Source organism: Phycisphaerae bacterium (assembly GCA_018003015.1).
Lineage (GTDB): Bacteria > Planctomycetota > Phycisphaerae > UBA1845 > PWPN01 > JAGNEZ01.
Genome location: JAGNEZ010000012.1, coordinates 105,322 through 126,707, shown reverse-complemented (window position 1 = coordinate 126,707; position 21,386 = coordinate 105,322). Strand labels below are relative to the sequence as shown.

At 62.9% G+C, this 21,386-nt stretch carries 15 protein-coding genes and 2 tRNA genes; 8 read left to right on the top strand and 9 right to left on the bottom strand.

Annotation, left to right across the window (positions count from 1 at the left end; genetic code table 11):
- Nucleotides 1-98: 98 nt before the first annotated feature.
- Complete coding sequence (locus tag KA354_07965; protein MBP7934570.1) at nucleotides 99-293, top strand: hypothetical protein; 195 nt, start codon at nucleotides 99-101, stop codon at nucleotides 291-293.
- 91 nt (nucleotides 294-384) lie between these two features.
- On the opposite strand, the gene KA354_07960 is transcribed toward KA354_07965, so the two are convergent.
- Nucleotides 385-1,830 carry a hypothetical protein gene (locus tag KA354_07960; protein ID MBP7934569.1) on the bottom strand — a complete coding sequence of 482 codons (1,446 nt, stop codon included), beginning with the start codon at nucleotides 1,828-1,830 and terminating at the stop codon, nucleotides 385-387.
- A 170-nt stretch (nucleotides 1,831-2,000) separates the two neighbouring features.
- On the opposite strand from KA354_07960, the gene KA354_07955 reads away from it, so the two are divergent.
- Nucleotides 2,001-2,306: an antibiotic biosynthesis monooxygenase gene (locus KA354_07955; protein ID MBP7934568.1), complete on the top strand. Its 306-nt coding sequence runs from the start codon at nucleotides 2,001-2,003 to the stop codon at nucleotides 2,304-2,306.
- Nucleotides 2,307-2,311: 5 nt separating this feature from the next.
- Nucleotides 2,312-3,481, top strand: coding sequence for an iron-containing alcohol dehydrogenase (locus tag KA354_07950; GenBank protein MBP7934567.1), 1,170 nt, complete (start codon nucleotides 2,312-2,314; stop codon nucleotides 3,479-3,481).
- 231 nt (nucleotides 3,482-3,712) lie between these two features.
- Here KA354_07950 and KA354_07945 read toward each other — a convergent pair whose 3' ends face one another.
- The 3 genes from KA354_07945 to KA354_07935 all read right to left on the bottom strand — a co-directional run bounded on the left by KA354_07945 (nucleotide 3,713) and on the right by KA354_07935 (nucleotide 9,320).
- Nucleotides 3,713-5,641, bottom strand: a complete 1,929-nt coding sequence (locus tag KA354_07945; protein ID MBP7934566.1) for a heparinase II/III family protein — start codon at nucleotides 5,639-5,641, stop codon at nucleotides 3,713-3,715.
- Nucleotides 5,642-5,655: 14 nt separating this feature from the next.
- Nucleotides 5,656-8,238 carry a DUF4965 domain-containing protein gene (locus tag KA354_07940; GenBank protein MBP7934565.1) on the bottom strand — a complete coding sequence of 861 codons (2,583 nt, stop codon included), beginning with the start codon at nucleotides 8,236-8,238 and terminating at the stop codon, nucleotides 5,656-5,658.
- Between the two features lie 122 nt (nucleotides 8,239-8,360).
- Nucleotides 8,361-9,320, bottom strand: coding sequence for a CPBP family intramembrane metalloprotease (locus KA354_07935; protein ID MBP7934564.1), 960 nt, complete (start codon nucleotides 9,318-9,320; stop codon nucleotides 8,361-8,363).
- A 308-nt stretch (nucleotides 9,321-9,628) separates the two neighbouring features.
- On the opposite strand from KA354_07935, the gene KA354_07930 reads away from it, so the two are divergent.
- Nucleotides 9,629-11,467 carry a S8 family serine peptidase gene (locus tag KA354_07930; protein ID MBP7934563.1) on the top strand — a complete coding sequence of 613 codons (1,839 nt, stop codon included), beginning with the start codon at nucleotides 9,629-9,631 and terminating at the stop codon, nucleotides 11,465-11,467.
- 206 nt (nucleotides 11,468-11,673) lie between these two features.
- On the opposite strand, the gene KA354_07925 is transcribed toward KA354_07930, so the two are convergent.
- Together KA354_07925 and fba are read right to left on the bottom strand one after the other, a co-directional pair.
- Nucleotides 11,674-13,002, bottom strand: coding sequence for a hypothetical protein (locus KA354_07925; GenBank protein MBP7934562.1), 1,329 nt, complete (start codon nucleotides 13,000-13,002; stop codon nucleotides 11,674-11,676).
- Between the two features lie 114 nt (nucleotides 13,003-13,116).
- Nucleotides 13,117-14,145, bottom strand: a complete 1,029-nt coding sequence (gene fba / locus KA354_07920) for a fructose-bisphosphate aldolase class II (GenBank protein MBP7934561.1) — start codon at nucleotides 14,143-14,145, stop codon at nucleotides 13,117-13,119.
- A gap of 398 nt (nucleotides 14,146-14,543) precedes the next feature.
- Here fba and KA354_07915 point away from each other — a divergent pair.
- Nucleotides 14,544-14,615 (top strand) — tRNA-Gly (locus tag KA354_07915).
- A 375-nt stretch (nucleotides 14,616-14,990) separates the two neighbouring features.
- The gene (locus KA354_07910; GenBank protein ID MBP7934560.1) at nucleotides 14,991-15,629 is read left to right on the top strand and encodes a TlpA family protein disulfide reductase; all 639 of its coding nucleotides are present in this window, start codon (nucleotides 14,991-14,993) and stop codon (nucleotides 15,627-15,629) included.
- On the opposite strand, the gene KA354_07905 is transcribed toward KA354_07910, so the two are convergent.
- On the bottom strand, nucleotides 15,618-16,616 hold the full coding sequence (locus KA354_07905; GenBank protein ID MBP7934559.1) for a glycoside hydrolase family 43 protein: 999 nt from the start codon (nucleotides 16,614-16,616) through the stop codon (nucleotides 15,618-15,620). The genes KA354_07910 and KA354_07905 overlap by 12 nt on opposite strands.
- 60 nt (nucleotides 16,617-16,676) lie before the next feature.
- Entirely contained in the window at nucleotides 16,677-17,360 is a 684-nt protein-coding gene (locus tag KA354_07900) for a hypothetical protein (GenBank protein ID MBP7934558.1), read from the bottom strand.
- A gap of 308 nt (nucleotides 17,361-17,668) precedes the next feature.
- Here KA354_07900 and KA354_07895 point away from each other — a divergent pair, with 308 nt between their 5' ends.
- Nucleotides 17,669-19,075 carry a hypothetical protein gene (locus tag KA354_07895; protein ID MBP7934557.1) on the top strand — a complete coding sequence of 469 codons (1,407 nt, stop codon included), beginning with the start codon at nucleotides 17,669-17,671 and terminating at the stop codon, nucleotides 19,073-19,075.
- Nucleotides 19,076-19,305: 230 nt separating this feature from the next.
- On the opposite strand, the gene KA354_07890 is transcribed toward KA354_07895, so the two are convergent.
- Nucleotides 19,306-19,387 (bottom strand) — tRNA-Leu (locus tag KA354_07890).
- Between the two features lie 523 nt (nucleotides 19,388-19,910).
- Here KA354_07890 and KA354_07885 point away from each other — a divergent pair.
- A complete protein-coding gene (locus KA354_07885) occupies nucleotides 19,911-21,350 on the top strand; it encodes a glycoside hydrolase family 140 protein (protein ID MBP7934556.1) in 1,440 nt (479 codons plus the stop codon).
- Nucleotides 21,351-21,386: the final 36 nt, after the last annotated feature.

Sequence of the window (21,386 nt, the reverse complement as noted above, 5' to 3'; positions counted from 1 at the left end):
GCCGGCCTTATCCGGAGAATCGTGTCGGCGTCCATGCCCAGGGCCTCCTGTGTTCGAGTTCCACTCGAACTACCCATCGGCTGGTCGCATGAGGTTTCTTGAGCTTTCTTAGCGTTGTAGTACTAGTGGCAGGGCTGGAACATGCCTACAGCCAGGCCGGCGCCTTTTCCGGCCGGCCCACCCGCTGGCCGACGCTCCAAGACCTGCTTGTCTGGCTGCGAACCGTCAGACTGAAAAGCCGGGCGGCCATGTGGCAGGCCTCAGCCGAGACGATCCTGCTGGCCATGATCTAGGCACGCGCCGCTCCTCCCAACTCGAGCACAGTATCGAAACAGACCGACGCGCTCAGACCGCATCACGCTCCTGGTTGACTCTCACCGGGGCTCAATCGATCTGAGTTGCCGAGAGGAAGTCGCTCAGGATCTTCACGTGATTTGCGAATGTGCGGCAGTCGATGATCCGCTCCGTCCGATGATCGTTGCCCTGGTATTGTAGGCGACCGCGCTCAATCCAGCGGCCGCGGTCGTCCATGGCCGCGATGACCGATTGGACGCGCCTTTCCAGCTCTGCGGCCATTCTTGGCCTGTGCTTTTCCGGCACCGCCGCGGGCTCGGCGAGGTCCATCTTACGCAGTTGCTCGTATTCCCTTTCGATCTCCCGGATTCGATCGACGACCTTGAAGGCGTAGTGCGTGGGCACATCGGCATCACTGTAAGTCAGCTTGTAGTCGCGCGTGAAATAGAGCGGCTTGTTGGTCTGCAGTTCGTAGAAGCGAGCCAGCAGGCCGTTGCTCAGGCGCGAGCGGCGGAAATAGGCAATGGCTCGAGGCAGTGGTTCGAGGTATCTGCGGTCGCCCGTCGCACGGCACAGGACGAGTAGCGTTCTCATCACCACCTGGGATTCGCCCCCGGTGATTGCCGGCGGCTCGAATTGCCGCGCCCATGCCGGATGCATGTCCGTATCATACTGCTGGGCCCAGGCCGGCTGCGGCTCCGGCATCTGGGCGAGCAAAAGGAAATCGCCCGCCCGCTCTGCCGAGCTTCGGTATCGGTCCTCACCGTAGATCCGCCAGGCCTCGAGCATCGTCGCCATCATGTCGGGGACGGCACCGTCGTTCAGCGTGTAGTAGGCGGCGTACTTCGTGTCCGGGAACTCCCGCGACCACGTAGTCGGGAAGCTCGCACGTTTGGACGGAAACCTGGACGGTTCAGGGAAACTGTCGAAGCGTTGCGGCCAGGAACCGTTCGGATACTGTGCTTTCAGCAGGCTGGCCAGGGCGTAGCCGGCAGCTTCGTGAATGCGCTCATCTCGGAACGCGAACGCTCGATCAACACGCATCAGGAAACGCAAGGCGGACTGGCTCGTGTCATCATCCAGAGTGGTCACGTTACGCGGTCCGGCCTGGCCGCCGTCCACCCGGTAGGCATAGTGCCGACGGTGCTTGGGATCGAACTCAATGCGATAATCCCAACCGCCGGAACGCAATTGCCCGCGCACCAGGGCATAGGCGGCTTCCCTGGCAGCCTCAAGATAGTATCGGTCTCGAGTAGCCTCATGCGCCTCCAGGTACGCCATGCCGACAGAGGGTGTGCCTGGAGGCTGGACCCAAATCGTGGCCTCCGATGCCTTGCCCTCGCCTTCGCGCTGGGTCAGATCCTCGCTGTAACGCCAGAGGTAACCGCCCTCCGTGGCAACCTGGGTGCGGAAAAACTCCGTGGCCTGCCGCAGAGCCTGAACCGCCTGATCGCGCAACGGCGGCTTGTCGGCCTCGGCAGGAGATGGGCAAACCGCCCACTGCAATCCAAAAACCATGACAAGTGATCGGCGCATGTGTTCTCCCTTACCAGCATACCCTGACCCGTGATTCCCCAGCTAGCCTCCCCTGACTGCGCTGCCATGCCATGTTCGACCACCACATGCAGATGACTCGTCACCATTCCATCGCTATACTATCCCCAGGACTGGATCGCCGAAACGGTCATCAGAATGGGAGACCTTGGATGCTGATCGTGATGGTTCATGTTCATGTCAAAACCGAGTCGATTGAGGCGTTCAAACAGGCCACTCTCGAGAACGCTCGTCACAGCGTCCGGGAACCGGGTATCGCCCGCTTCGACGTCATCCAACAGAAAGATGACCCCAGCCAGCTCGTCCTCGTCGAGGTCTACCGCAACGAGGAGGCCACCGTTAAACACAAGGAGACAGCCCACTACCTCAAATGGCGAGATACCGTCGCGGATATGATGGCCGAGCCGCGACAAGGTATCAAGTACGCCAACGTCTTTCCAGACGAGCAGGGGTGGTAGCTCTCATGCGCTTTGAGTTCGCCACCGCATCACGGATTGTCTTTGGCCCCGGTACGCTCGACGAAATCGGCCGTCTGGTCGGAGAAACCCTGCCCGGTCAGGAAAACCCACGTGCACTCCTGGTGTGCGGGCGCTCGGCCGCACGCGCCGGCCGACTGGTGGAACTCCTGCAACCTAGGGGCATCGACTCGCGAACGTTCAGCATGCCCGGCGAGCCCACGATTGACGCCGTTTACTGGGGAACCGAGCAGGTCCGCCACGACGGCTGTTCATTGGTGATCAGCTTCGGCGGCGGCAGCGCCATCGACGCCGGCAAGGCCATCGCCGCCCTGGCCACCAACCCCGGCGATACGCTCGATTACCTCGAGGTCATCGGCCACAACAAGCCCTTGACCCATCCGCCACTGCCGGTCATCGCCATCCCCACGACTGCCGGCACCGGATCCGAGGTCACCCGCAACGCGGTGCTGACCTCCACCGAACATCGTGTCAAAGTCAGCCTGCGAAGTCCGCTGATGCTTCCCCGACTGGCCCTGGTCGATCCTGAGCTGACCCTTGAACTCCCCAAGGCAGTGACCGCGAGCACCGGCTTGGATGCCCTCACCCAGCTCATCGAGCCGTATGTGTCTGCCCGCGCCAATCCAACGACCGACGGCATCTGTCGCGAGGGCATCCAACGGGCGGCACGAGCTCTTCCGCGAGTCTACCAGGATGCGTGGGACGCCGACGCTCGCGAGGAAATGTGTATCGCCAGCCTCTTTGGCGGCTTGGCCCTGGCCAACGCCGGCCTTGGGGCCGTACACGGTCTCGCCGGCCCGATCGGTGGTCGGTTCAACGCTCCCCACGGCGAGATCTGCGCCGCACTCCTGCCACACGTGATGGCCGTCAATCTCCGGGCCCTGCAGAAACGCCAGCCGGGCAGCAACGCCCTGGCTCGCTATGCGGAAATCGCTCGGCTCGTCACCTGCGAACCCCTTGCCACCGCAGAGGACGGAGTAAGCTGGATTCGCGAACTGTGCGCCTCGCTGTCCATCAAGCCGCTTCGAGAGCAGGGAATCTCGACCGAGGACTTCGCCTGGATCGTGGAGAGAGTCCAGGTGGCCGGCAGTACCAAGGGCAACCCGATCGCGCTCGCCTCCGAAGAGCTCACCGAAGCCTTGGCGGCAGCCTTCTGAGATCCGCCGCTGCTGTGCATCAGGACCCGGAGGCGAAGATCCGCTAGGGGCCCACCTTCCTCGTTTGCTCACCATGGCTTGTTGCGCCGCGCTGCCGTCTGCAAGGCCCGAGTTCACACGGGTCGGCCGGCAGCGTCCAGCGAGGCGGACAAGATCACAGCCAACGATGGCGCCACACCCGGAAATCGCGCCCTGCTAAACCTCCCGGCCATCAGCAACAGCCCTCCAGTCTCACTGGGCCTCGGTTGCCGGCAGAATGGTTAAAACCACTTTTCCCTGCTTGACCGGCTTCTTGAAATCGATGCCCAGTCGCGTCAGGGGCCGCTTGACGCCAAGGTCTTCCTCGATCGGCTCAGCGAACACGTCCCATTCGCCGCCGGTCGCCTCGATCACGACCCGCGCCCCCTCCCTGCCGCTGGAGATGACGAGGCGGTCGGGGGCACTTCGTTCCCACTTCCCGAAGGTGATGAGCGCCGTGCCGAAGCGGGCGGGCTGACTGAAAAGGACCTCGTCGGTGACAGCCAGTGAACCCGTCGCCAACCGTGAAAAAACAAACGTTCGCTCCAGTTTCTGGAGCGAAGGCACCCGGTACGCCGAGGATAGATCTAGAACTAGGGTGTCGGAGGCGTCCGTGAACTCGGTCTTGACAACCCTGCCCCGAGCTTGAGAGCCAGTCTTCTGCAACTCATCCGCCACCCTCGGGACGGGATGGCCGAACGAGTTGAGCACCTTGCTCTCATAGCGACGGCTGCTGAAGGTACGCGCGGTGTAGACCTCGGCACCAGGATCAACCAGAACCGCTTCCTTCCCGATGACCACCACGTAGGAGCCGACTTCGTTGTGATGGTGGTGGTCGGCGTTGGGCCCGCCTTTGAGGGCCACGCCCATCCGGCACCCCGAGCCCTCGATCTGCCGGCGGATGAGGATGCCCGCCTGTTCGAACCAGGTTCGCGGCCCCGGTCCGTTCCACTTTGGGGCGGCCGGCCGGGCCTGACCGGCCGCACTCGGGAACGAATAGACCATCGCCTCCGCCAGCCCGCCGGACGGCGAGGCGGGATCCTGCCTCTCCCAGCTGCTCAGACCAAGACCCAACTCGCGACTGACGACCGATAGGATTCTCGCCGACGGACGGGCGCTGGGTGAACAGTCGGCAAAGGCCGGAAAAACGCCGTTCGTGATCTCGATGTTGACGCCGAACAGGGCAATGGCCCTGACCACCGGCCGTTCAAGCAGATCCAGCTTGCCGCCGGTGGCTTGACGAACCGTCTCGGCCAGGAGCACGTAATGACCGAACCCGTAGTTCCAGTAGCCCAGCCCTTCGCTGCAGTAGCCGTCGGAGGTGAAACCCTTGAGGAAGTTCAACGAGAGGTGCTCGGCCGCCGCAACGAAGAACGCCCGGTCAGCCTTCGATTCAATCAGGGTCAACGCCGCCCCAGTCACATTCGCCAAGCAGACCGCGTTCCAGTTGTTCGTCGTCGAAAGCCAGGAATTGGCCCCGCGCTTGCCCTCAATCATGCCCCGGAAAGGCTCCAGGATCCTCCGGTTCACGTTCTCATGGATGAGCCTCCGTGTCTCAGGACTAAGTTTGTCGCCCAGAAGGAAATCCGCGGTCGCCAGATCCCACCCGATCGCCGATGAGCCCAGGTCAATGTCAATACGCGTACCCTTGAAGTTGACCAGGCTGCCGTCGTGGGCGGGCATCATCCAGGTTCGCTGTTCACACACCGACTTTGCCAGGGCTTCGAACGCCGGAAGAAACCGCCCTTTGTTCTCCATGCACTCCGCAATGACATATCTCGGAATCCGCCCGAGCCGCCGGCCATTGACCGCTTGCCAACGCGTGCGGTTGCCCGTTCGAGAGTAGTCCAGGTAGAGCTCGTCAGGCAGGTCGGGCAGCGGGTCCTTCAGCGTGTTTGCGGCCGCGTCCCCAACCGATTGGTACGCCGGTTTCTCGGCCAGGGCCCGCCAGGCTTCGCGATCGGAGATGGGCCGTCCTACCCCCACAGGCTTGTCCGGCAGTATGGCCGCGATGGCTGCGATCCGGTTCCGATCAGGCAAAGAGGCAGTAGGGTCTTTCTCGGCCGCGCTCACCACAAGCATCGAGCCGCCAATCACCGAGAATGCCGCTGCCCCGAAGGGCACAGACTTCAAGGTTCTCACGGTACGTCCTCCTCTCACCTCGGAATGCGAGGCACGGCAATACCAACGTCGATGTACTGCCCGCCTCCAGTCTGGCGGCAGTGGACGGCCAGCGTGTTCTTACCCGCCTTGAGAGCCTTCGCCGCCGGGCCGGTCAACTCGACCTCCTCGTACGAAACCGTGTAGCCGCGAAGCCTGGCGGCCAGAATGCCATTGACGTAGATCTCGGCGTCCTCGTCGTGATGAACGCGCAGGTGCGGGGCGGTTAGCGGGCTGTTAGCCACATCGACCGTTCGCCGCAGCCAGATGTCCTTCGAGTCCCATTCCGTTCCGATGACCGCCCCGGGAGTCTGCCTGGTTCCGAAACCCGCTTTTCCCTTCTTCCAGGCGGAATCATCGAAATCGGCCCTGAACCACCCGTCCGCCGGCTTCGTGGTGGTATAGCGCCACTCGGCCGCCTCCTTCTCGGCGGTGGGCACGACGGCCTGGAAGGTCGGCGGGGTGGGCAGCGGAGCCCAGTCGCCCTTCACCGTCGCCGCCTTGCCCGCCCACTTCCTCCACATCCCCGGATCGTCGAGCAGCTTGATGAACACGCCGCCAACCACCGAACGAGCTTGGAAGCCGACGCGCTTCGCGTCGGTCGTCTGGTACCAGTCGGTCATGGGTATTCGATCGGGCGTCGCTTGCAGAAAGGCGTGGACCGGCTTGACCAGGGCCTCGAAGTCCTTGCTCGAACCGGTCAGCGTGGCCGTCCAGATCGTCCAGTCAAGCTTGGTGTACGCCTTGCGGTTGTCGAGCGGCAGACCGTACTCGTTCCGAATCTTGAGGTAGTAGGCCATCTCCTTCCGGAGAATCGACTCAGGGAACAGGTCGAGCCCCAGGAGGCGATCCCAGACCAGATTGTACTTCTGGCTCCACGTTCCGGGCTTGTCGAACGCCAGCCGGTAGTGATCACCGTCACGGGCCATCTCCTCCCACTTGGTCGCAAACTCCTTGGCAATCCTCCTGTACTCGGCGGCCTCATCCTTCTTGCCAGCCATGTCGCAGAGCATCGCGTACGAGCCCAGGGCCAGAATGGCCTTCGCTGAGAGGTTCACGTTGTGGGCCAGGTGCCCGGCAAAGTCGTCGGTGCAGAGCTGATTCTCGGGATCGAGTCCCTTGCTCTTGAGATACTCCGCCCACTTGGTCATCAGCGGCCAATATCGGACCGCGAAATCGGGCTTGCCCTCGACCTTGGCAATCGCACCCATCAGCAAAAGCATGTTGCCGGTCTCCTCAACCGGCATCTGGTTCTCCTCACCGATCTCGCCGCCCCCGTAAACCTGCCCGTTGGCCATCGGGTAGGTACCCAGATCGTGCGGGGCAAAGGGAAAACGCCATCGCGGGCTGGCAGAGTAGTCGAGGACCGGCACCAGCGAAGCCTTGGCCAGAATGGGGCTGAGCAGCAAGAACTGCGGCAGCATCGGATAAATCACGTCCACCGTGGCGATGCACCCATTGCTGAAGTTCTCCTTCGGAAACAGCAACGGCATGCCCCGGGCATCGGCCGTGATCTTGTTGGCGGCGAAGCACTGGCGGTAGGCCAGGCAGCCGATATCCGCATATTCCTTGCCGCCGGCCGTGGCCAGGTCCGCGACCAGTTCCGCGTCGAACGCCTCGCACCGCTTGGTGAGTGAGGCAAAGTCCTTGGCCGCCGCCGTCAGAAGATCGGCCGCCTCGGCTCCGTTACGCCGCCAGTAGGAGCGAAGCTTCGTCTTGAAGTACGTGATCCCGAAGATGTCATCGTAAGCCAGCATGACCGTCTGGGCCCTCGGTGCATCACCGACCTTGCCCAGATCGAGCACAAACGTCAACGCGGGCCACCCATCCTTGACCGCGCGGGGCATGCTCAATGCCTCCGCGGTGGCCAAGGCCTGACCCGCGGCAAACGTCTTGCGGGCTTGTTCCGCGGGAAGAACCGCACACCAGACGCCCTTCTCGCTCTGCGTCGCCGCGTACAGATAGCCCCAGTCGATCCGCAGATCATCACCCTTCTTCGCGAGAATAGGCTGGTCCTCACTTCCGATCCGCAGCACCGCAAGCCCCGAAATCGTCGGCTTCGACCAGGCAACCCGCTGGTCCGGGACGTTGACGACCAGTTCACCGGTAGCGTCAAAGTAGATCGCGGCCTCGTGCTCCTTCCCGTCAGCCGAACGCATCTGCCAGGTCAGGTAGGTGAGCGGACGGGCCAGCACTTCGAAATCGTCCGGCAGCAGGGGGGTCATGAAAGTCAGGGTCACCAACACCTGATCGTTCTTGAATGTGTAGATCGTTCGCGTCGGGAGCACCTGGAGCCCGGCCTGCGCCATGGCCGGCACATCCTTGGGCTCAGTCCCCATCAGTCGGTAGGGCTTGCCATCCACCAACACCATGCTGCTCATGCCATGCGGCTTGCCCGTCCAGTGAACCGGCCACGCGTCGGTCAGCCGGTCAGCAGGCGACCAGATGCTGAAGTAGGGATCGACCGAAACCAGGGGCACCGAAGGGGGACGCAGGTCGGCGGCCAGCCCAGGCCCGGCCATCAAGAGCAGCACGGTCATGACACAACTCAACGTGACTCGGTCTATTGAAAGGCTCATGCTCATTCTCCTATGCAGTGGAAACCCGCTTTGTAGCCTCGACCACGTCGGGATTCAAGCTCCGATCGGCCAGGAGAGCAGGCGAAGCCCCCGGCCGGGGTGCCCGTGAGCCGGACTGCCACTCAAATCCCAGCCCTCGCCGGTCGGACCGGTCGGCAGCGAACATGGTTGAAACAGGCCACCATGACAATCACACCCGCGACAACGGCCACGATGTTCGCTCCTCGACCGACAATCTCGACACCGCCCACGGTCATCCAGAACGAGAATGCGTTGATTACCGTGTGACAAACCATCGCTGGAACAACGCTGCACGCTCGCTCAGTGAGGAGGCCGAGAAACAACCCCATGGCAAAGGCAAACACCCCTTGGATCAGGTCCATGTGGTAGAAGGCAAACAAAAGCGACGTCAGGAACACCGCCCACGCAGAGTGCCATCGGGCTGCAAATCGAGTCTGAACGTAGCCGCGGAAAAACAACTCCTCCGCAATTCCCGGGGCCACGCAGATTGTGAGGAATCCGGCCGCCAGTCCGACCCCCACAAGCTGTTCGATCGCTCGGCTCAACGTCTCGAGAATCGACTTCTGCGGTGCCAGACCCAGGTTCATGGCCGCAGTGAACGCGACGCTCAGTCCCAGCATTCCCACCAGGGCGGCTGCCCAGGTAAAGGAGGAAATCCGGGGCACCTTCAATCGCAACCGCTCGCGACACGGCAAAGGTGACAACCACCCTCCCGAGAGCGCGGCCAGCGCAATCAGGACCATCGTGGCCGCCATCGTGCTCAGCAAGCCGGCAGCCGTACCCAGCGTCCGCATGATGGCCCCCGCTCCATCCCGGCTGAAACCCTCCGGGCCATTCTGCACCACTGCGAGTATTAGGAGGAGAGAACCACTACAAACTACCACACTGATCAGCGTCACCACGCACAGCAGGAAAACCGTCCACACCCGCGGTCGTCGAAACGCCTCCGGCAGACTGATCGGCAGCGCAGAAGGAACACACGGCTCTCCCTGGAGCGGAAAGACCGCGGCCGCATCGCCCAGAGACTTGTGCTCCCCACCATCTGAAACAGGGTTGCTCACGCTCCACCCTCCTTGCAGTCTGACAGCGGCAGGCGAACGAGATCACACTACCCCACCAAGGCCCAAACCACAATAGTCGCACTCCGGAAGCCAATGCCTGGCGGCCTCCTGCGGCCCCAAGAAGGGCTTTCGGCCACTCCTGAAAGCGGATCCCTCCCACCAGCGGACTGCGCCTCGCTCGTCCACCCCCCGCGACTTCCTCCCCGACCCGAGCCGCGTCACCTCAAGCCAATCCATCAGGCAACCGATGCCCTGGCATGAAGCTGTGGTCGGCACCTTTCCAATACCCACCAAGGGAGATCCCGACGATGTGCGGTTATCGGACCAGGCTGCGAGCCGCCAGATGGGGTGCGTTTTCCAGGACGACACTGCTGAGCAGGGCCGCACGCCGAGCCGCGTCGACGGCCATCCTGGCACCCCTCCTTATGGCCCAGAGCTGCACCCCTGCGGCCCCTGGTGGGGCCGACCCAACCGTGGTTCAGGATCAGGTCATCGTCGTCACCAAGCCCGGAACCACCGAATCACGGCTGAATCAACTCGTCGCCGACTCCGGCGCCGAAGTGCAGGGTCAGTTGGCGGGACTATCGGCCTACCTCCTCCAGTTCACAGCGGATCGACGTAGCCAGGTCGAGTCGACACTCGGCAGCTCACCACTCGTCGAAGAGGTGGTCGACAACCACTACCATGAAACCCAACCCCTCCCGGGTGATCCACTGGTGGGTGAGCAGTGGTTCCTCCCCGCCGTGCGCGCGGCCGGCGCCTGGGAGGTCACCACCGGCAATCCGAACATCATCGCCGCCATCCTCGATAGCGGCGTGCAGACCAGCCATCCCGACTTGGCCTCGAAGCTCACCGGGGGCGCAAACACCTACGACGGCAGCGGCTGGGAAGACACCACAGGCCACGGAACCGCCGTGGCAGGCATCATCGGCGCCGCATCCGACAGCTCCGAGGGAATCAGCTCCCTCGCCTGGCAGAACCCCATCCTGCCCATCAAGGTCACCAACGACAGGGGCCAGACCACGAGCTGGGCACTGGCCGCCGGCATCAACCTGGCCGTCCAGCAACACGCCAGGGTCATCAACATCTCCTTCGATACGCTCCACGACGATCCCATCGTGCTTCGTCAGGCCAGGCAGGCCCGGCTCGCAGGTACCCTGGTGGTCATAGCCGCAGGCAACAGCGGTCGCACCGTAACCGGCTCCGCATCTTCCGGACAGGATGCCCTCTTCATCGGAGCCACCAACAAGCGAGACGAACTGGCATCCTTCTCCACAACCGGCAGCTTCGTGAACTTGGCGGCGCCGGGGGTCGACATCCTGACCACCAGCCTGGGCAGCACCTACGGCACCTTCACCGGCACCTCGTTCTCCGCACCAATCGTGTCGGGGATCGCGGCCCTGATCTGGTCGGTCCGGCCCACATTGACGCCTTCCACCGTCCAGGCCATCTTGATCGCAACCGCCGTCGATCTCGGCTCCCCTGGCTGGGATGATCGCTATGGCGCCGGACGAGTCGATGCCCAGGCAGCACTCGAACTCGCTCAGCAAGTCGTCGAACAGAGCGACCAAACGCCGCCCAGCGTGCAGATCACATCACCCTCATCAGCCCTTCGCGTGACCGGCGGAGTGACCGTCGAGGTCTCCGCAAGCGACACAGACATGGTCGCCGATCTGTCGCTCCTGGTGGATGATGTCGTCATGGCGGTCGATCTGTCGCCGCCCTACAAGTTTTACCTCGATACCTCGGCATACGCCGCCGGCGCTCACCGGCTCAAGGCCGTGGCTGCCGATGTGTCCGGCAATACCGCCGAGCACGAGATCAGCCTCGTCTTCGCGACCAGTGCCGATGTCGTGCCCCCAACAGTCACGATCAGTAGCCCGGTCCAGGGAGCAACGCTGCGAGGCCTGACCACAATCTTGGCCCGGGCCATGGACGACCGCAGCGTCGGAACCGCCGATATCCTCGTCGATGATCACATCATCGCCCATCTCACCCTGCCTCCCAGCACGGAATCCACCGTGGCATACAACCTCAGCCCGCCGTCGGCTGGAATGACGCCTGGCACCCACCGCATCACCGTTCAGGTCTGCGATCTCGCCGGCAACCAGGCCTCGGCCAGCGTAAGCGTGACCGTGAGCCCCTGAGCGATAGGCCCCGCGCCTCCTATCGTCAGGAACCGGTGACGCATCATGTCATCGAAGAGTTGGCCACAAACACCGCTGACCCGCAACAACAGCAGGCGGTTCGCCACCAAGTCCGATGACGAACCGCCTGCACGTCGGGTCTGCAGCACTACCGCCGGCGCGAAACCTCAGCCGGCAATCCGCTTCCGCCCGGCAGCGGCCTTTGCCTACTCCCAGAAGAACAGACGCTGCGGGAGCACAAGCTGAGTGGCGTTTCCGGTAATGGTCCGGTCGGGCGGCATGGTCCCCGATCGCGTCGCAATGCTGTCGAAGACATACACCGCGCTGTTAGCCCCGCCGTCCAGGACATACCCGTGACCACCTGAGTCGACTGCTATGGCCGTGAGACTGGTTGCGATGGCGGTCTGAACCTGGATCGTCGCCGCCGGCGTAACCGCTCCGGTCAACGCCGAGGCACTGTTAAACATGAACACCTTGCCACTGGAATCCGCGGCAAACAAATGGTCGCCCTGGTCCACGCAAACGGCCTGCAGCGAACCTGCGGCGGCCAGATCCGTCGAGGTGATGAGACGGGTGGCCGCCACCGTGCCGTTGGCCGCGTGGGCGCTAGCAAAGACCGCGATGCTGTTGTTGCCGTTATTGGCGACGTAGAGATCTCCATTGCCGGCAAGATAGATGCCTTGAGGACCGGAAAGGTCCCCACTGGTGATGATCCGCGTCGGAGGCACGTTACCGTTGAATGCGGCCTGGGAGACGCCGGCGTACACCAGAATCGAAGGAACGCCGACGTCAGCGACCAGCAGCGTGTCGCTGGCCGCATGATAGGCCATCGACCTGGGCGAGACGAGCGAAGTCGCCACTCCAGTGACCTCCAGACTGGGAGCCAGGTTGCCAGTCGCTGACGCCGCGTTCACGTAGCCCGTGATCGAGGGACTGTCATCGTCCGTTCCATCAATGTTGCTCACCAGCAGCGTGCCGTTCGAAATGGCCACCGCGGCCCAGGGCAGTACCAGCTTGGTGCTGGCGCCAGTGAGCACCGTATTGGGCACCGCGTTACCGGATACCGTCCACGGGTAGGCGAATCCGACCACGTTGGGACCGGCCGCGCTGGTCACAAACAGCGTGGGCGTCACCGGTGACGTGCCACCCCCTTCAACCACCAGCACCGTAACCAGGTCTGTGCTGGTTCCACCTTGACCGTCATTGACGACCAGCTGGAAAACCAGCGTGGCGTTGGAGGCGGGGGCGGTGAACGTCGGGCTGACCGTGGTCGCGCCGGTCAGGGTGACAGTTGTCCCAAGCACCTGGGTCCAGGCGTAAGTCAAGGCGTCACCGTCAGGGTCGGTACTGGCCGCCCCGGTCAAAGTCACCGCCGCACTGGGCAGAACATTCTGATCCGGCCCGGCGTTGGCGGTCGGCGAATTGTTGGTCGGCGGCGGATTCTGCGGGGGCACACAGCCGCATAAACCTGCCGCGAGGCCCAGGACCAGAACTGCCGCAACCGCAAAGAAACCATACTGCACCTTGCATTGCATCGGTGGACTCCTTAGCCAATGAGCAAGCACTCCCTCTCCCATCAACCGCAACGAACGGGGGGAAAGGAACAGAGCATCGGCGCGCCAACCGAAAGCCCAGTCTATTCTATCGGCCTATTTGCCCTTCGTGTAAAAGGCGACCATCTCCTTACACGTTTTCGGCTTGATTTTCCCGGCCTGACCCGCCTGCCCGAAGGCGACCATGCGGTCGATGCACACCTGCTTCATGGCGTCCCGGGCCGGGCCCAGGTAATGCCGTGGGTCAAACTCGCCCTTCTTGGTCGCGAAAACCTTCCGGATGGCTCCAGTCATCGCCAGACGGTTATCCGTGTCGACATTGATCTTGCGAACCCCATGCTTGATGCCCCGCTGTATCTCCTCCACCGGGACCCCATAGGTCTCCTTCATCTCCCCGCCATACTCGCGAATAATCTGCAGAAGTTCCTGCGGTACGCTCGACGAACCATGCATGACCAGATGGGTGTTGGGCAGCTTCTGGTGGATCTTCTCGATGACCGTCATCACCAGGACGTCGCCAGTCGGCTTGCGGGTGAACTTGTACGCCCCATGACTGGTGCCAATGGCCACCGCCAGAGCGTCAACACCAGTCTTGGCCACAAACTCCGCGGCCTGATCCGGGTCCGTCAGGTGCTTGAGAGCCTCAGCACCGGTCATGCCGGCCCCGTGGCCGTCCTCAATCCCCCCCAGGCAGCCGAGTTCGCCTTCCACGGTCACACCCTTGGCATGAGCCATGTCCACCACTTTCTTCGTCACCTCCACGTTGTATTCGAAGGTGGAAGGGGTCTTGCCGTCCACCGACAGCGAGCCATCCATCATGACCGAGGTGAAACCCTGGTCAATCGCACTCTGGCACGTTTCCGGCGAGTTCCCGTGATCCTGGTGCATCGCAATCGGAAGTTGCGGATGCAATTCCGCCGCCGCCAGCATGAGGTGCCGGAGATAGGCGTCATTGGTGTAACTCCGGGCTCCCCGTGAAGCCTGCACAATCACCGGCGAGTTCGTCTCCTGGGCGGCAGCCATAATCGCCTGAATCTGCTCCATGTTGTTCACGTTGAACGCGGCCACCCCATAGTTGTTCTCGGCCGCATGATCCAGCAGGACTCGCATCGGTACCAGTGCCATTGAGTCGGTCTCCTTCAAGGTTTTCGAACAGTCTATCGCCAACCAGCCCGTCCCAGGTTGGCCGAACCAAACTCACTAGTGTACCGAAGTCGGCGCAAGAATGCACATCCGCCACAGGGCCCCTTCAGCCCTCGCGGACCTGTACCCTCCGGCCGGCAGCACGCTTATCCCTAACCTTCTTCCTGACAATAGTTTACATAACCAGCGGCTGGCCACGAGTCCACCTCGAGCCTCCGGCTCAGCCGCACCAGCCACCCACGTCCGCCCCCGGCTTCGCTCTCCCCAATTGGGCCCACCCCCTCGAAAAGCCCGGCCTCGCCTCAATCGCAGAATCATCGTCACCCGGGGGTTGAATCCTACGCCCCGTCGGGTATAGTTCCATGGAAGAGCTTACGCGTGCGGGTGTAGCTCAGTGGTAGAGCGTCACGTTGCCAACGTGAATGTCGTGGGTTCAAGTCCCATCACCCGCTGTCCCCCAACCCACAAGAAATACAGGACTTGCAGCTTCAAAAGATGCCGTCAGGGCCGAAAGCGGGACAAACTCGCGCGGACAGGCTCCGCGCAACTGAGTGCGAAACGATCACCCCAGGCGTCATCGTCACGAGGTCACCTCGGCCAATCCCGCCGCCAGAGAAGAGAAAGGTCAGACCACTCGTCCGCACCATGGAAAACGCCGGAGTCAAAGGAGGCCTCTCCTCGGCAGACCGCAGAGACTCAAGGTGATCCGCAGCCCCAGAATTGTCGGCGGCAGCTTGGCCGCGGCGCTGTACAATGGTGACACGCCGTCCACCCATGAAGCAGGAAGAAAACGGCTGAGCCTCGTCCGGAAGGAGGGACCAGAAGTCATGACATCCAAGCCGCGCCTCGGTCTTGCTTTTCTCGCCCTTGTTCTGATTGCCCCCTGCGTTACTCCGGTCATGGCCGCCGGCCGGGTAGGGCAGATCGCCCCGGATTTTACCCTGCCCGAGTGGACCAGCCGTTCCCCCGTTCGCCTGTACGACTTCGCCGGACAGATCGTACTCCTGGACTTCTTCGTCTATTGGTGTCCGCATTGCCGAGCCTCGTTGCCCGAACTGGAAACCCAGATTCAGGACTACTACGAAGCCCGAAATGGAAACCCCGCCGGGATCCCCGTCCAGTTCCTGTCCATCAGCGTCGAACCATCCAATCGGGCACAAACTTCCGCCCTGATTCAGCAATATGACCTCGACTTGGCCCTCGACGACGGGGCCCGAACCGTCTACGCGCACTACACCCTCGGTGGCGTCCCCATGTTCGTGCTGATCGACGGCGTGGCCGGATCGGGCAACAGGCAGTGGGAAATCCTCGACCACCGAGCGGGTTACTCCCCGGGTGACTACACGACCTTCCGCAGCAAGATCGACGCCATCGTGCCTGAACCGACATCCCTCATCCTGCTGGGCGCTGCGATGCCGTATGCTCTGCGCCAAAGAGCCTTTCACCGGCGACCCTCAGTCCGGTAATCGTGGCGGTCCTGGCTGATCTGTACCACGCGTGGTTCGCACGTGAATCACTCCCTCTTCGTCGAACCACAACGGGTCGATCGCCAGAAAACGAGCCCAACCGATCTTCTCACTGTTCTGTTGGTGATAGACCATCCATAACCTGCCGTCAGGGGCGGTGACGACACAGTGATGGCCGGGACCGAATACGCCGTTCCCTCGCTTGGCGATGGGGTTGCCGCGGTACTTGATGAACGGTCCGGCCGGCGATCGAGCGGTGGCGTAGCCAATCGCGTAGTCCGGGCGATCCGCGCCGCTGCCCGAGTACATCAGGTAGTAGAGACCCTTGTGCTTTAGCATCCAGGGGCCCTCCGCGATCGGCGCCCCATGCCTCTCCCATTCGTCCACCGGCCGGATCACGATCGTCGGCTCCCCTTTCTTGGTGAGCGGGTCCGCCATTCGCTGCACACCAATCTTGTTGGAACCGTCGGCAATGTTGACAAAATAGAGGTACATGGCACCGTCGTCGTCCTGGAACAGATGAGCGTCAATGGCGTCTTCCAGGAGTGTGCCCCGGTCAACGAACGGCCCGAGCGGATGATCGGCAACCGCCACGCCGATCAGCTTGCTGCCGCCCGGCTTGTCAACGGTGTAGTAGAGATAGAACTTGCCATCACCCCGCTTGTGATGGAAAACATCCGGAGCCCACGCGCCGCGGCGCGAATCAGTGTAGCATTTGGGCTTCCTCTCCCAGTGCACCAAGTCCTTGGACGTGAACACGTCGTAGCCCCTGCCGTCCAGCGTGGGATACAGGTAGTAGGTGCCTTGGTGGAGAATGACCATCGGATCGGCAGGCCCGAGACGGTCGATGATCGGGTTCCGATACGTCGTCGCGACCTGGGCGGCCGGGCGACTGCCGGGGCCAGGCGACGCCACCGGCCGCGACTGCCCGAACAAAAGAGTAGGGGCACAAAGCCAGCCGATCCACATCCAGCGTTTCTGATTCATGACTGAGCATTGTACGGGCGACCCCTCCGCATTGGCCAGACCACAGAGCGTCACCTTCCGCTACGCCCGGACCAGGGCACGGTTCATTCGGAAATCGGACCCATCAGCATCAGGCCCCCGGAAGTAGTCGGCCACCGCGGTCAGGTAGATTCTCTTGCCGACCACCGCCGTGCTCGCCGCCGCTCCATAGATCGGCCACGGAAGCTGGCAGGACCGCAGCTCTTCCCACACCCACCTCCCCGCTTTCTCCTGTAATCGGTAGGTGTCGCGATAGGTCAATGGCTCGGTGTAGTTGATCCCGCCCATCGCGTACAGCATGTCGTCCACGACCGCGACCGCCGCCCCCTGTCGAGGAGGGCCCGGCATGTCGGCGATACGCTTCCAGCCGCCAGACTCGTGCCGGGGATCGAAAACAAACGCCAGCTTGGTGAAACCACTCGGCCGCCCACCGAGAGCATCAGGATGGTGCTTGACGACGTCCGCCGGATGCCTGGTGAACCCGCCCGCGGCAACGATCTTGCCGTGAATGATCCCCACCGCCGCATCCTGAATCCCCATGGGATAATCCTGCCCCAGTCGCCATCGGATCCTGAGCATCGGGGGGAGCGATTGCGGCGCGCTCGCGGCCACCCCATCCGCCCAACAAGGTCCTCCGCCGAGCAGCACGACCTCCCCGGTCACCACGGCAATCGCGGCGAGTAAACAGAGCGGCCGAGAACGAACTGTCATCTTCGACGTGTCCATCTTCAAGCCCTCCTCAAGCAGCAGGACCCCCGCGATGCCGGCTTCCCACGGGACAGCCCCGCCTCTACCTCTTCCGGGCACGCCCGTCCAGTCCTAACCAGGAGACCGGCCAGCGTCAACAAGCCTGACCAGTCAGAATCCGGGCGGAACCAAGCCGGCAAAGGGCAAATCCCGAGGGGTAGGCAGGCCGACAAGACGCGGTATAGTATAATGGCGCCGCCTTGCCGGGCAGAAACGCCAGGCAACGCGACTCCGGAAACGCGACATCGCCATCCAGATCAGGAATCGCGCTGAATGGGAGGTACACCATGTGCTGTGATCTGACCAGACGGCAACTGCTCTCCGCTGCTGGCGCGGTGGGAGCAAGTGCAATAGCCCAGACCACCCGGTCCGCCGAACCGCCCGCGAGCCGGCCAGCCGGCTTCAATCCCCTGACCCGAATCCGGACCGTCTACCTCGCCAAACCCATTCCAACCTGGCCTAAACCCGATCTGGATGTGCAGGCCGAGGTCCGCCGCTGCGAGGCCGAGGTCGCCAAGGCCCTCCATGGCCTGCCCGGAATTCGCACCGAAGGGGCAGACTTGTACCGTGTGGCCAACGACGTACCTTCATCAGCCAAGGCACTCGGCAACCCGGACGGCCTGCTGGTCTTCAATATCACCTCGGGCGTCGGACAGCCACTCGCTAAGCTGGCGGCCATGGATCTTCCGGTCGTCCTGTTCTCACAACCTTTCAGCGGACACGACTGGTCCTCCGTGGCCGCCCTGCGGTCCACCGGTCGCAGGGTCACCGTGTTCGCCACCAGTGACTTCGCCGAGATCACCACCGCCTGCCGAATGCTCGATGCCGTTCGGCGACTCCGCGATTCACGCATCCTCTTCATCGGCGGAGGACCGCTCGCGACCGAGTCCTCAAATGCGATCCGAGAGCGCTTCGGGACAACCGCCGTCTCGATCACCCCCGACCGGCTCAACGCCGCCTACCGGGCCGTGCCCGAAGACGCGGCCAACGCAGATGCCCAAGACTGGATTCGCCATGCGGAAAAGGTGGTCGAACCCTCAGAGTCCGACATCCGCGATTCCAGCTGCCTCTTCCTGGCCATCCGAAAACTGATGCAGGAAGAGTCCGCGCAAGCCGTCACGATCGATTGCCTCGGTCTCTTTGCCCGCAAAGTCCTCCCTGCCTACCCCTGCCTGGCCTACTGCCGCCTCAACGACATGGGACTCACAGGGGTGTGCGAAGGGGACATGAGCTCCACCCTGACGCAGCTTCTGCTGCAGTACGCCTTCGGTGTCCCTGGCTTCGTCAGCGACCCCGTCATCGACACCGCGAGGAACGCGGTCATCCATGCCCATTGCGTCTCGGCCACCAGAATGGACGGCCCCGACGGCGAGCGATGCCCGTACATCATTCGGAGCCACCTCGAGGACAACAAGGGAGTCTCGCTCCAGGTCAGGATGCGCGTCGGACAACCCATCACCTGCGCAAAGCTCACCGGGCTTGACACCCTCCTCGTCTCGACGGGCTCGATCACTGACAATCCCGACGTGGATCGTGGCTGCCGCACCAAGATCACGACCAAAGTGGCGGACGCGCGGAAGATGCTCCACAACTACCGCGGCGGCCTGCACCGCGTCATCGTATACGGCGACCGGCTCAACGCGATCCACGACCTGGCTGCCCTGTTGAAACTGAAGGTCGAAGAGGAGTGCTGATCGCTCTCTGCCTGGCGGCCCCCACGGTCCTTGGGGATCGCCACTGCCCCGCGTCCACGACAAGGGCCACACCCGCCTCCCCCTCGCAACCGTCGCTCGCCGACACGCCCATCACTCAATCCCTGGGATCCCCCAACGTTACTCCGCACGGCTCTGGGATCAGAGACGCTCTGGCGCCCGCCGACCGGCAGCATCCGCTGCGGTTCGCAACTCTCACGACCCAAGGGCACTGCGCGAGGGGGGAATCGAACCCCCACACCTTGCGGTACAGGAACCTAAATCCTGCGCGTCTGCCAATTCCGCCACTCGCGCATCTCATGGGCCAGGGACTCCCGATCGCCGTGTCATTTACACAGGACGTGAGCTTCTCGTCCCTGCCACGCCGAAACAAGACTATAGCATACCACCTCCACTCCTTGTCGCAAAGCAGAACTCCGCTCAAACACGTCGTACACCATGGCCGCTGTCGCCGCCACCACAGCCCTCGTAGGGTGGCATGACCCAGATCGCAGTAACGCCCGTCGTTCGGCCCGATTGACGTCCACCTTGGCCAACTTTAAACTGCACTCGACACAGGTGTGGCCGTCGGGCCCAGACTCCAGACGGCGCGGACTCGGGCGCCCGTCAGGAGTCCAAATCACGAGGCGATACCAGGTCGGGCAAGAATCAGATTCCCGACGCCTCCCCACTCCGGCGGCACACACCGACATTCGACGCACACAAGGCGCTCAAGCGTCCGTCTTTGAACGCTGGCCCAAACCAGCAACAGAAGGTGTCCGATGACAAAGCGACCGACGCTCCATCGCGCCCGGTCTCCGCTTGAGAGGAATCCAACATGCGAATAGGCCTGTTGCTCGTGGTCACGCTGACCTTGACGCTGAACTCGCTTGGGGCCGCGGCCGACAAGCTGCCAAAACTCAAGGTCAGCCAGAATAAGCACTTCCTGGTCCTGGAGGACGGCTCGCCGTTCTTCTATCTGGGCGATACCGCCTGGGAGATGTTCCATCGCCTCAACCGCGAGGACGCCGACCAGTATCTGGCCAACCGGGCGCAAAAAGCCTTCACGGTCATCCAGGCGGTTGCCTTCGCCGAGGTCAACGGACACACGGTGCCCAACACGTATGGCCACCTCCCCATGATCGATCTGGATCCCGCCCGGCCGGCAATCAAGGACGGCCCACATAACGACTATTGGGATCATGTGGACTACATCGTCGACAAGGCGAACTCGCTGGGACTGTACATCGGTTTCCTGCCCACCTGGGGCCGCTACTGGCACGACAAGGTCCACAACGACAAACCACTGTTCACCACCGCCAACGCGGCCGCCTATGGCCAATGGCTGGGGCGACGGTACAGCGAAAAAGGGCTGATCTGGATCCTCGGTGGCGATCGGCCCGTCGACAACGATGAACAACGTGCCATCATCGCGGCCATGGCCCAGGGACTGCGCAAAGGCGACGGCGGAGCTCACCTGATCACGCTCCACCCACCCGGCGGAGCCGGATCCTCCCAGTGGTTTCATGATGCCAAATGGCTTGACTTCAACATGCGCCAGAACGGTCACCAGGCCGAGTACACCGGCCGGTACGACCAGACTGGAGCCGATTACGCTCGCAAGCCCGCTAAGCCAGTCCTCGACGGCGAGCCAATCTACGAGGATCACCCCGTTTCATTCAACGCGGATAAGCTGGGACATTCCACCGCGGCCGACGTCCGCCGCCCCCTCTACTGGGACCTGTTCAGCGGGGCATGCGGGCACACCTACGGCCATCACTCCGTCTGGCAGATGTGGCAGCCCGACCGCAGACCGATCAACAACCCGCTGATGCCGTGGCCCGAAGCCATCAATCAGCCCGGAGCTGGGCAGATGCAGTACGGGAGGCGGCTGATCGAGTCGCGTCCAATCCTCACCCGCGTGCCAGACGATTCGATCATCGTGACCGACCGCGTGCCGACGGCCGTACCCGGAGCCGGGCGGTACCGTTTCGTGGCCACCCGGGACCAGGAAGGTACCTACGCCATGGTGTACACGCCGATCGGACGGGCCTTCTCGGTTCGTATGGAAGTCATCAAGGGCGCAAAGGTCAAGGCCTGGTGGTTCAATCCACGCGACGGACACACAACCACCATCGGCGAGTTCCACAACACCGGCCAACAACGGTTCGTCCCACCTGATCCGGGTGAAGGCCTGGACTGGATCCTGGTCCTGGACGACGCGGCTAAGGACTATCCACCACCCGGCAAACACCCAACGACCCAGCCCATGCGGTAGGGCGCCCGGATCGCCCGCACCCCGCTATCGGCCTCC